This window comes from Novipirellula sp. (assembly GCF_041583735.1).
Taxonomy (GTDB): Bacteria; Planctomycetota; Planctomycetia; order Pirellulales; family Pirellulaceae; genus Novipirellula.
In genome coordinates this window covers 1-12,535 of record NZ_JBFHFD010000225.1, presented here as the reverse complement: position 1 = coordinate 12,535, position 12,535 = coordinate 1, and the positions used below count along the sequence as shown (strand labels likewise).

Below are 12,535 nucleotides of genomic sequence, written 5' to 3'. Positions count from 1 at the left end.
TGGGGTATCGTGGCGGTGGCGACGATCGGAACGGGCTACACGCTGCTCGGCGGGATGTGGACGATCACGTGGACCGACGCGATTCAGATGTCGTTCATCTTGCTCGGTCTGCTGTTACTCGGACACGCGATCCTGGTTCACCTGGGTGACGGATCGATCATCGAAGGAGTATCGGTGATGCAAACCGAAATTGACGAATCACGCTGGCGGATTGCCGACCCGCCGACCTTTTGGCGTGACACGATGGTCGCGATCAGCGCATTGGCGATCGGGGCGCTGGGGAATTTGCCGATGCAAGATTTGATGCAGCGAATTTTTTCGGCCAAGAGCGACCAAGTGGCCTCGCGAGCATGTTTGTGGGCTGCAGCGGGCTATTTGCTGATGGGCGTCTTGCCGGTGGGCACGGGAATGGCTGCCCACTTGTTGTTACCTCGTACCGAAGGCGAACTCGATGGCGTGGTGATCCTGGTCGCCAGCAAGTTGCTCAATCCGGTGTTGCTGCTTGTCTTCTTTCTCGCGATTGTGTCCGCAGTGCTTTCGACGATTGTCAGTGCCGTGATGGCACCGTCGGCGGTGATGGCGCACAACTTGGTCGAGCCGTTATGGCGGCGGACGCGTTCGACGCCCCCGAGCGAAAAAGGATTGCTGCGATTGCAGCGTGGGGCAATTGTATTGGTAACGGCTGCCTCGGCATGGTTGGCCTATCGTGGAGAGGGCGCTTACGAATTGGTTCAAGGGTCCTACTCGATGGCACTTGTCAGTTTAGTGGTGCCGTTTTTGATTGGATTGAGATTCGAGAATATCCCATCGCTTGCCGCCAAGCTTGCGATGTTGTTCGGAATCACGGTGTGGTCGCTGCACATGTTGTTGGGATGGGAGGTGTTTTTTGAACCGTGGTTGGAAGCGTACGGAATGCCGATTCCTCACGAATTGGCGGGGACGATTTGCAGTGCGTTTGGTTTCGCAGTCGGCTGGATGTTGGGGACTACCGAAACGGCCGAGACAGACGAAGTCAAGGGTTGATCGCGGAATCGAGCCCAAGCTGCACGCCAACAAGTGGTTTGACGGGCGCATAGAATAACCCCTGATGCGACAGTTTGGCATACAGATGATCAATTGGCGTTTCGCATCGAGCGTGTGTGTTGAGGATGTAGTTTGCTAAACGATACGAGATCAGATAGCCCACCGTGCCCAGCGGCGTTTCGCAAACACGATGAAACGGGCCGTGCGTTTGCACGACCCGAAACTTGCCGTTTTGACCAATGTTGCGTTGCAGGTGGATGTAGTCAAATTCACGAGGGAGTGCGTCGCTGATCTCGACCAGTCCAAAGTCGGGATCGGGCTCGAAACAAAAATCGTCTTCCAGGATGCATGCCCAAGGCAGTCGATAATCGACCACCCGCCGTAGGGCGCGCAGATGTGCTAAATAACAACCAATCTCGCCAACTCGCATCTCTTGTCGCGTTTTGGCAGACACCGGCAACTGATCCGTTCGCCATTTGGCCGCTTCGACGCCGTCGACCACCTCGTACGGCAAATTCAGAGGTTGGATTTTGCTTAAGCCTGATTGACGACGATGCGGATCATCGGGCAACGAAATCATGAATAGATGCATGAAGGATTGCCTTTTTTAATGATCAACCAAAATCGCAAACTGACGCAGCGATCGGGCATTGCCATGTACCACGGGAATCTTGCCGATGCGGCGGCTGATGACCAAGCCCTCGGGCGACACGGTGACTTCACCGACACGGCGATCATGGACGCAATAATTCCAGCCTTCGTCTGCGGCGTACCAACGATGCGGTTGTTGGTGACAGTAGAGATTTAATCCCATTTGGTCGCCCCAGTCAGTGGTTCCCGCAAGCTCGGGGCCCTTCCGCATTTGATGGGCTGCGGAAAAATAGCGATGCAGCGTTGCGGCGGTCCCCGCGGCAAATCCGCTGTTTAAAAACGGATTGCGTTTCAACAGTTCAAAAGCATGGCTTCGGTGCCAAGGATCGTGGATCGATAACGACCAGGCGGGAATTACGGCGTTGTGAGGGTAACCCTTAGGTTCGACCACCGCGTGGACCACATCGGGCCGCATCACGACAGAATGCCAAAGCGAATCGAGTCGCGTTTGAAACACGACGTCCGAGACATCCCAGTAAGCGACGGCCGCCTCGGCCGGCAATCGCTGCGTAATCTCGGCAAATTCGTGAAGTCGCCGTACCGGAACCATGGTGCCGTTGCTGGGGCGAGCCACGACATGGACATCGGATAACTGCGTAAGACGTCGAATTTCAGACGGATACAATCCGTAAGTGACCGCGATCACGGGACATGTGTTTCCCCAGGTTCGCAAGGAACGCACAAACTGGTGCTCAAATCGCTGAAGATCGCGACGGTCAAACGCGGCTAGCACGTAGGGCGAAAAGACGGGCGGCGACGGAAGGATGGTCGGTCGCTTCACCGCAGTCGCGACGCGGTTCGTTTGGCTCAGGTGAGTCGCTGTTGCGATCCCACAATAAGTAATGCCGATGCCTTGTTGCCGCAAATCTTCGCAGCAGCATGCACATTCACATTGGGTCGTGGTGGAGCGAAACTGAACCGTCTTGAGCACCTCGCCACGAAACAAGCAGGCGCCCATTCCAACATGGCCGGCATGGGCGCTGGTTTGATTTTCAAGGTCATAGTCTGCGGCCACTGCGCCCAGCGTGGGGGAGCATTCAAGTCGATGAACAAGTGTGGCGATGCACTGCGGATCGAGCAGCACGTCGTCGTCAACGAACATCACCCAATCGGCGGTGGCACGCTGTTTGATCAGATTACGCGCACGGGCGATGGTTTGCCACCGATTGCGATCGTCGCTGTGCGGCCACCCCGTGCCGACATGCAAGCGGAGGTTGACATCGCGTTGGTGGTGGATTGCTGCGAGCACACCGGGTCGCGGTTTGCTGTGGGGCCGACACAGTATCAACACATCGACGCTAGGCAGGGTAAAACCCCGGTTTGTCACGGTTGCGATCCATCCACGCGGTCCAGAAAACCATCGTCGCATTGCGATTGCGAACGTACCGACGTGGGGTCGCCTAGATGTGGATCGTAAAGCTCCTCGAATCCAAGCCCTTGCACCGAACGAATATCGGAATCGCAGGGCGTTTCATGTTCTTGTCGTGTTGCAAACAGCCCGGACGCACTCGCTCGAGTCTGAGCCGCCAAATTGCCTTGCTTCGTGGCCCCCGCTTGGTAATGGTCTCGCGATCGGTCGCAAGGAAGCGGCGGATAATACTGAGCACTCTCGGCGGCGGTCATCCCGGTGTGCACTTCCAGCAAGGTCGGGCTGAACTCGGGCACGTACAGGATGCCGTACACGCGACGGGTGTCATTGAGCTGCATTCGCAATCCTGGAAGGACTTCGGTTTCAAGCAGCCATGTTCCTTGATTCCAATCAAAAATTGCCGGGTCTTTCGGTAAAAAAACGGCACGTACCTCTGTCGCCAGAACGCTGCGGACGATGGTGACGCGTGGGGATGGACGCTCGGTGGCGATCACCCATTCGTCGCCAGGTTTCATTCCGTTGGGATCAGTTACAGGCAGTTGCTCGATTGACTGCAACGTCAACTCTGCCACGCGAGGCAAGGTTGCCGGGAACGTGACGGTACCGGCCAACAGCAATTGTCTATAGCGTTCTCGATCCATAGCTTGGCTCGTCATCAAAAGGGAGGATGGTCATGATGTCAATTTTGCCCCTCGTGTCGAGCCATTGTATTCCCCGGTTTGGTCAAGTGGTTTGCTTTGCGTTCGAATCGCTCGCAAATTCTATGGATTTTTCACCAACCAAATTCAGCGGTCTTCGCGTGGCACCGTTTTAGCAATTCGGAACGACAGGTAGACGCGGTTGAGATAGGCGGAGTGCCAATTCCGCTGTGCCGCGCGTGCATCAAGGGGTTGATACAGAATCGCACCGCCGCGAGTCGCCATCCGAGTTTCTTTGTCAATCATCGTCAGTGATATCGCGGGATCGGGCACAGGAGCACTCGCAAACGCTGGGTAAGGCTCATACGCTGCATGGCACCACTCCATCGCATTGCCAAGCATATCGAAGAGCCCGTAATCGTTGGGTAGTAAACGAGCGACCGAATGCATTTTAAAATCCGAATTTTCAGCGGTCCATGCATGCCATCGCAAGCGTCGAGAATCGAAGCCGAACCAACGCCCGCGACTTGACCCGCCACGACAGGCAAATTCCCATTCGATTTCGGTGGGCAACCGGTAACCAATCCGCTTGTGATAGTCGGGGGGAAGATGCATTCCAGGCTTAATCTCATCGATCGGCGGGTAACACATTTGCGACTTGGGGATCGCTTCCTGTTCACTGAGCCAACGGCAATATTTTGCCGCGTCGAACCAATTGATTCCGATCACCGGACAGTCATCGCTCGGAGTATAGCGAGACGCAAACGTATGCTCGGGGCGAAATTGGCGAAACTGCGCCGTGGTCACTTCACAGGTGGCGATGGCGTAGCGGCGATCAAGTTGAAAAGGGGTTTGCGCTTCTTTGCTGCCATCACGTCCTGGTTCGGTCGCTAGCGATCCGGCCCAAATGAGATCATCGGGTTGGATCACGACCATCCGGTCCCCAGCCAAGGTGCGGAATTCGGCCGTGGAATCGATGGGGGGCGGAGAGTCCAGCGGGACACCCCAAGCGGTTGAAATCGCCTGGAGTGCCGAACGCAGGCCTGGATCCGAGCTTTCCGCATACCAATGCGAAAGTTGGGCGATCACGTCATCCCGACGCGATTCGGAAATGGCATCGGTGGGATAGATGGTCAATGCCATCGCACAACTGCGACGCAGCATGACGTCTTGGTCAATGTTCTCGAGATGGTCGATCAGCCAATCCGCAGACAATTCAAACGCGGCGAACGATTCGATCACCGCTCCCCGAGTCGCCTCGGAAAAATCGGCCTGCATCGCGGCAGCCATCCGTTGCCGATCGCCTAATTTAAACATCGCAGCCAACAGATTCCGCAGTCGGTTGCACTTGTCGACTTTCTCGGAAAACGCAGTTTGCGGACGCCACCACAACGATCCAAAACGCGGGGTTGCTTCGTCGGCCGTCGAGGCGATTGCGAGACAGACGGGATAGTAGCCTTTGTCCATCGCTGTACGTGTTTGCTGCAGATGTTCGCGTCTGGGTTGCGAGGAAATGGTGTGCACTTCGACCGGTAATTCGGACCACCACACCGCGGTGATGTCTCGCTGGGAATCGCTAAACAATCGGTTGTCAAATTGTTGCGACACTAGCGTATTGGCGCGGCCGTAGTGGTTTAGGTTGTCATGCCATTTGCGAGCTTGACGCCAAGCTTCGCGAAATTCGAGCGGTGTGTCTACTTTCCAGCGAATGGAGGCAAAGTAATCTTCACCGTCGGATTTTTGAAACGTTAGATTGGTGCGTGGCATCTTAATCCCCCGCTCGACCAGCGGTCTCCAGCCGTCATCGCCATGGATGTCCTGGTGAACGTCAACGTACAGATCGGCGTCCAACAATCCCGAATCGTCGGGGACACTTATCCAAACACAGCTATATTTTTCAGCGTCGCCTTGGCGATAAGCGTGCAGCGTGTCGGGAAAGTAACGCTCGGCTCGGTGAGCGTTATTCTGTTCACGAAGCTCATCAGCGGAAACGTCGACGCAGTAGCGAGACTTGGCACCATCACGCAACGTCAACATTGCCCAGAAACGCTGCGAACCGATCGAATAGGGTACCAATTCCGTGATCCGGTAATTCATCTCGGCAAGTTCCTCGATCAGGAGCTGAACATCGGTCTCGGCAACTTTGTGCAATACGATCGCGTGCGATCCGATTGCCGCTTCGCACCGACGAAGTCGCTCGTTCAAGGCTTGGCTCAGTTCTCGGGGGGCAAGTCCTGAGACCGCATCGCGTTTGCCAACGCACCACCACGGTGACCCCCAGGGTTGAGTGACGTCAATCGAAGGAGACTGTTCGGCCACTTCGGTTCGCCACCGTGCCTCGACAGCTAGAAGCCCTTTGCTGCCGTATTTTGCGATTGCATCGGTGTAGGCGACCACTTCGGAAGGAAACGCGTAGGGCAAATGAGCGACCAGCCTGGGCAAGTCGTCTGCGGCAAACGCCACCAACAAATTCGCCGCGTTAACCGATTCATGTTCCCGCGTTTTGTCATCCAGGTGCGAATCCAATAACGGCACCAAGTCTTGGCCAATCGGTTTGAAGGCGTCGCCCCAGTGCTGGATCCACAGCGGATTCTCGTTCAACAAAAGCTTCATCAATCGAGTCAAATTGACTTTGTTTCGCAATTGATCTCTTCGCGACGGATCATTGGCCAGCATACATGCGGCGCGAATCAATTTGTCTCTCGACGCGAGTTGCGTGGACCATATATTGGCAAACGATCTTTTGCCGATACTGGTTGCGTGAACATAGTTTTTGGCGATCGTGACCACCTCGTCCACTGGGGCCTCGAGCACATAGTTGGCGAGCAGATCGGCGGCCTTGGGATTGGAATCGGCGAGCACGAGTGCCGCGCGGACTCGATCCGGTATCAACGTCTGTTCGTCATTAATGATGCGAGCGGCATCCTCGGTCGCGAAATTTGAATCGTGCAGCGAGGTCGCCAATAAAACGGCATCGTTCATTTTTGCGTCCAGCAACCGCTCCATCGCCATACGGCTGGCGTTGACTTCGTTGCGATGATGCAGCCATCGGTACCCCGAGAATAGGATCGACAACAGCGTCATGACTGCAAGCGACCAGAGTGCCACGTTGCTCAGGTGCCGCTTTTTTGCCGCCTTCATCATTTTCTGCTGCGGGGCATTGCAGCGTTGCCAGTCGGTGTATCGGCGAATCATCAAATATTCGCCAAGCGTCGGCAGCGATTGTGGTAACGGACGAACCCGATACAGATCCGAAAATTCTTCCAATCGCAAACGGGCTTTGCCCTTTTTCGTCGAACGGTTTCGGTACTCGATCCATTGCCGGATCGGTGCGATCAGAAAGTCATGCGTCAATTGGTACCCGCCGGGCCTGTTTTCGGAATTGCCGGGGCCTGCGGTATCCTCACTGTCGCTCGCACCACCGGAGTCGGTCTCGCTTTGCAGGTCGCTGCTTAGCCCGGCCGTTGCCAAGCGATCAGTGGGGGTGATCAGATGCATTTCGCGGTCCAAGATCGCCAGCAGTTCTCGTAATGAACTTTTTTCGCGATAGGATGCCGCGTGGGCAAGTTCTTCTCTGCTGCGAACCGAGCCTTTGATTCGTGAGGTGGCTTCGGGCAGCAGGGCACGCAGCACGCGATGGGCCCCCTCGGCATGAATTCGAGTTCGTCGTCGAGCCAGCTCGCTATCAAACGTTTCGTCTAGAAAACGCATCCCAAGCCCTGCACCGCCGTCGTCAAATAGCCCTTCGGCGTGATCCCAAGATCGGTTCTTTAACATTTCGGTCAGCAAGGCCAATTGCACACAGATAACACGTCCGCCGGCGGCCAGGTACTGAACCGCCTGGTCCAAAAACTGATTTTGGCTTGGCGATAATTGCTCGCGTTTTTCCGGCAGTTTGTTATAAGCGGCACCGAACAATGCCAACACGTTTCGTGCATGCGGCTCGTCGAACAGGTCCACGGCAGTCGCGTTGACGTTTTCGGCAATCGTATAGTCAAGGGCTTGCATCAACCGAGTGACGCCCATCCAAAAATCGTCGCGGACCATCAGGACGCATTGCAAATATTCACCATCACATTGCCGCAACGCCTGGACCAATGCGGCGCGAGAACCATCGGGGTTGGCGAACAACCATTGCTCGAATTGGTCAATAAAGATCACGACACGGCGACGCTGAAGACGCCGAATCATCGCAAATGACTCGACGATATCCTGGTGCGGGTCATTGCCCGGATCGCGAATCAGCGACAATCTCGAAACGATTTGGTCGTGCAGGGTGCGTTCGGTGTCCTCGGCCGTCGCTTGGACATAAATCGAAATGACATCGTCACGCAATCGTGGGACGATGCCGGCGCGAACGAGCGACGTTTTTCCGCAACCGCTCGGGCCGTAAATCACACCGACCGAAACAGGGTCCGCATCGGAATGCGTTTCAAATTTGGAGAGCCAGAAACGGACGATTTCCGGAACGCCTTCACGATCACGTGGGCCTGGCAATAGTTGCAAAAAGAAATCGGCATCGCGAGTATCAAACGGTCTCAATCCCTTCGGAACCACTCGTGGCAACGGCGGCGTAATGGGGCTTGCCAGAGCGGTTCCGATTGCCGGAATGCCCTGCACCAACGTGCGGTGAGGCGTTTCCATGCGTGTGGTGTCCATCGACCCTCGCTGGGCAAGCCATTGTCTAAGATCGTTAGCAAACGCTTCGCCCGTTGGGTAACGCTCGCTGATTGATTTGGATAATCCCTTTAGACAGATTCGAGATAGTTCGCTGGGAATGTTGGCGTCGATTTGCCGCGGATGTATCGGTTCGCTATACAAAATCTCGTCATACAACCCATCGGCGACCGTGGATTGAAACGGTCGTTGACCGGTGAGCAATTCGTACATCACGACGCCGATCGAATACAGATCCGATCGGCCATCGACACGGTGTCCCTCGCCGCGTGCTTGTTCGGGGCTCATGTAGGCAGGAGTTCCTACGTAGGCCGGGCCGCCACGCGGATCGACATCTCGTAATGCCAGTCCAAAGTCAGCAACGTAGGGACGCCCTTGTTCATCAATCAAAATATTGCTGGGTTTGATGTCGCGATGCACGACGCCGTGTTGATGCGCAAACGCAATCGCGTCGCCAACCTGAGCGAGCAAGTTTGCAATTGCTTCGTAGCTGGGATGTTGACGGGTTGCCCATTGCGACAAATCGCATCCGCGAATTCGCTTGGTTACGATGTAGCAGGCAATTTTCGCTGCGGTTGCCGCGCGATAGACCGGAATGATATTGGGATGGTCTAAGCTGGCGATCGCGCGGGCTTCGCGTAGATACAGATTGACCGTCGCGGTTTTCGAGACCAGTGAATGGTGGGGGATTTTGAGTGCCACGTCACGCTGCAGCGTCGTGTCATAGGCAAGAAATACAGTTCCAAATCCGCCTCGACCCAGCACTTCTCGGATCACAAATTCTTCGATCTGCTCAGGCACTTCCTCGATCGGTGGACCTGGCTCGGTTCCCAAAAATTCGAAGGTGAGCGATTCGCTATTTTTCGTTTTCTTGGGATCCACGTATTTGCTTCCAGAGAAACTCGCCAATGCAAACAATCGTCACAACCCGAGGATCGTGTTGCTTGCGATCAGCGACTTGATCTTCCGACGTTTTTTCCGGTCGAGTCCTCGCCACCGAGTTATTGATTACGTGCCCCGCTGCGATTGTAGCAAAAATTGTTTTGTTTCGAGACGGGCGGTACAGCCACCTTGGGGACAAATCTCAAGGAAGAATGCTGGGGAATTTCCCCATACATGCTTCGATCGGTCATACGGGGCGCGTTGATTGGGGCGCGTTGATTGGGGATGGGCACCGCATTGCTCCGCATGAGTGCAGGATCGCATGAGTGCAGGATGATGCCATCTGCGTTTCGTGGGGTGAACCGACGCGTTTAGGTGGACATCGGCCGCGGTGTCAATCAAGATAGGGCAAACCGCTCCATTGCCCTCCACCCTCGAGAATTCTTGATGCGCACCGATCCTTTCCACTGTCTCGCTGTGATGGCGCTTTCGCTTTTGACCGTGTTGCCAACGTTGGCGGACGAGGCCGACAAGGCTGAGAAAAAAACGTCCAAAGAATCCGAGCAGGAAAAAGAACAGGAAAACGAGGTCGTCAAGTTCGATGGCGTCTTTGAATCGCTATCGAGTCACGAGATCACGGCCAACACCGAGCAGATTGATTCCTATGTGATCAAGCGAATCTTACCGCACGGAGTCCGCGTCAAGAAAGGGGCCGCAGTCGTCGGTTTCGAGACCAAAGAAATCGATGAAAAAATCAGCAAAGCAGAATTCGATTTAGCACTCGCCAAGCTGGCGTTTGAAGAGGCCGAATCTAGTTATGAGCAATTTCGCGAACAACAGGAACTTGATCGTAGTGCCGCTGAGTTAACACGCAAAGAGGCACGGCAAGCCTATGACAACTTTGTCGACGTGGACCGTGAGCAGCAAATTAAGGCAGCCGAGGTCCAACTGAAACGCTCCGAAGAATCGCTCGAGTACGCGGAAGAGGAGCTGAACCAACTCGAGAAAATGTACGAAGAGGACGACTTGACCGAAGAGTCCGAAGAAATCGTACTCAAACGTGCTCGCCGCGCGGTCGAGCAAGCGAAGTACAACCTGGAATTGACCAAGACACGTACCCAACGGACGCTCGAGCAAACGATTCCTAGTCAGCAAGAAAAACAGGAAGCGACACTCGCTCGAGCCGAGTTGGCGTTTGCCAAAACCGTCCAAGATTTGAAGGTTGCACGTCTTAAGCGTGACATCGAGCGTCGTCGACAAAAAACAGAACTCGAAAAGAAGCAAGCCGACTTCAAAACCTTGCAAACTGAACGCCGTGGGCTTGTCCTCAACTCGCCAATCGATGGGCTGGTTTACCATGGCCAACTGACGCGTGGCAAACTCGGTGACAAGGCTAGCACCTTGGACGTAAAGTCCAAAGTCACGGCAAGACAAGTCGTGGCGACGATTGTGCAGCCCGAGCGACTGCGAATCACCGCTGACATCAGCGAGGATCAACGAGCCAAAGTTGACGTGGGTATGAAAGGGACGGCGATTCCGAAAGCGTTTCCCGAGCTGAAAATCCCCGTTACCCTTCAATCGATTGCCAAAGTGCCTTATGCCGCGAACAAAATCGAGTGCACCGTGGTGATCAAAGGTAAACTCAAAAACGCGGAACTCGTGCCTGGGATGACCTGTAGCATCGAGTTTGAAAAGGCGGACAAGGAATGAGCGGGGCAAGAGATTGGTTGCACGCGGTGGCGTTCGTCGCCATGGCGGTGACGATGAGTGGGGCAGTCGTTGCGGAAGAGGCGGCGCTGGTCGACCCGCCGCCGACTCGGTTGCAAAAGCTCGACTTCAGCAAGCCTCCGTCGCTGCCCGAGTTTGACGCGCCAAGTGCCGAAACGATCGAGCAATCGATTCGAAAAGGTGTCGATTTCTTGGTGGCGGATCAAAACCCGAATGGGTCGTGGGGATCGCCAACGAACACCAAAGATTTGAACATTTATGCCCCCGTGCCTGGCGCCCACCATGCGTTTCGCACCGCGACCACTTCGTTGTGTTTGTCGGCACTAATCGAGTGTGCTGCTAACAGCGACGACGCGGCGCAGTCCGCGATTGAAAAAGGGGAGGCATGGTTACTCGAGTATTTGCCAAGACTGCGTCGCGCCGATGGCACCGCCATCTACAACGTGTGGGGGCATCTGTATTCGATCGAAGCCCTGGTCCATCTGCACAAACGGCACAAGAGCGATACGCAGAAGTTAGCTGAAATTCGAACCTTGATCGAGCAGCAATATGACATGCTGCGGCGATACGAGTCGGTCGACGGCGGTTGGGGCTACTATGATTTTCGTTACCAGGCCAAACGTCCAACATCCAGCTCGATCAGCTTCGTCGGTGGGGCTGCATTGGTTGCGATGCACCAGGCAAAATCGATCGGGATCGATCCGCCGCAAAACGTGGTCGACCGCGCCGTGGCCGCAATCAAACGGCAACAAAAACCTGACTTCACCTATTTGTATGGCGAGTACTTAAAAGACCGGCCGATGCGCGAAATCAATCGTCCTGGTGGCTCGCTAGGCCGTTCACAATGCTGCAATCTCGCGTTACGCCAATGGGGTGACCCGACGGTGACGGACAACGTGCTGAAACATTGGTTGTATCGGCTCTACGAGCGAAATGGATGGTTGGATATTGGGCGCAAACGACCGATTCCACACGAATCGTGGTTCCAGGTCGCAGGCTATTTTTATTACTTTGGCCACTACTATGCGGCCATGTGTGTAGAGCAGTTACCGGTTGCAGAGCGTGCTCCGTATCAAGCAATGCTGGCGGATCTGATTGTCCCACTGCAAGAAAAGAACGGATGCTGGTGGGACTATCCGCTGTACGATTACCACCGTCCCTACGGCACCGCGATGGCGACGATGACGCTGCAGCGATGCTTGCCTGCAGAGTAAGGATTTGTCGATCTATAAGTTTCTGATTCAAACGTAGCAAAAGTCGCCAAGACTTTCGGATTGCCGGGGTGCCGAAACTCTTGGCGAGTTTCGCTACGGCAGTTAGCGATCGCCACCTAGCTGCGAATCATGCGGATCAGGTCGTCATTGGACAGCTTCGCGGCGGCCTCGGTTCCTTCCATCACACCGGCGACCAGATCACGTTTGGATTCATGGAGTGCCAGAATCTCTTCCTCGATCGTTCCCTTGGCGATGATACGGTAAACCATCACCGGTTTGTCTTGGCCGTAACGATGGGCTCGGTCGGTAGCTTGGTCTTCGACCGCCGGATTCCACCACGGATCCATGTGGAT

8 protein-coding genes are annotated in these 12,535 nt (G+C 55.2%); 3 read left to right on the top strand and 5 right to left on the bottom strand.

The window, feature by feature from the left end; translation table 11 throughout:
• Positions 1–1,023, top strand: a 1,023-nt coding sequence (locus ABX962_RS17375) for a Na+:solute symporter (RefSeq protein WP_372721303.1), incomplete at its 5' end; no start/stop codon positions are given.
• On the opposite strand, the gene ABX962_RS17370 is transcribed toward ABX962_RS17375, so the two are convergent.
• The 4 genes from ABX962_RS17370 to ABX962_RS17355 all read right to left on the bottom strand — a co-directional run bounded on the left by ABX962_RS17370 (position 1,013) and on the right by ABX962_RS17355 (position 9,240).
• The gene (locus ABX962_RS17370) at positions 1,013–1,603 is read right to left on the bottom strand and encodes a glycosyltransferase family 25 protein (protein ID WP_372721302.1); all 591 of its coding nucleotides are present in this window, start codon (positions 1,601–1,603) and stop codon (positions 1,013–1,015) included. The two genes, ABX962_RS17375 and ABX962_RS17370, sit on opposite strands and share 11 nt — an antisense overlap.
• 27 nt (positions 1,604–1,630) lie before the next feature.
• A complete protein-coding gene (locus ABX962_RS17365; protein WP_372721301.1) occupies positions 1,631–3,001 on the bottom strand; it encodes a glycosyltransferase in 1,371 nt (456 codons plus the stop codon).
• Entirely contained in the window at positions 2,998–3,699 is a 702-nt protein-coding gene (locus ABX962_RS17360) for a hypothetical protein (RefSeq protein ID WP_372721300.1), read from the bottom strand. The genes ABX962_RS17365 and ABX962_RS17360 overlap by 4 nt, the downstream gene beginning before the upstream one ends.
• Positions 3,700–3,828: 129 nt before the next feature.
• Positions 3,829–9,240 carry an SUMF1/EgtB/PvdO family nonheme iron enzyme gene (locus ABX962_RS17355; protein ID WP_372721299.1) on the bottom strand — a complete coding sequence of 1,804 codons (5,412 nt, stop codon included), beginning with the start codon at positions 9,238–9,240 and terminating at the stop codon, positions 3,829–3,831.
• Between the two features lie 447 nt (positions 9,241–9,687).
• On the opposite strand from ABX962_RS17355, the gene ABX962_RS17350 reads away from it, so the two are divergent.
• Together ABX962_RS17350 and ABX962_RS17345 are read left to right on the top strand one after the other, a co-directional pair.
• Positions 9,688–10,950: an HlyD family efflux transporter periplasmic adaptor subunit gene (locus tag ABX962_RS17350; protein ID WP_372721298.1), complete on the top strand. Its 1,263-nt coding sequence runs from the start codon at positions 9,688–9,690 to the stop codon at positions 10,948–10,950.
• Positions 10,947–12,182, top strand: coding sequence for a prenyltransferase/squalene oxidase repeat-containing protein (locus ABX962_RS17345; RefSeq protein ID WP_372721297.1), 1,236 nt, complete (start codon positions 10,947–10,949; stop codon positions 12,180–12,182). Before ABX962_RS17350 ends, ABX962_RS17345 begins: the two co-directional genes overlap by 4 nt.
• Positions 12,183–12,298: 116 nt before the next feature.
• Here ABX962_RS17345 and ABX962_RS17340 read toward each other — a convergent pair.
• A partial coding sequence (locus ABX962_RS17340; RefSeq protein WP_372721296.1) for a hypothetical protein occupies positions 12,299–12,535 on the bottom strand: 237 nt, incomplete at its 5' end.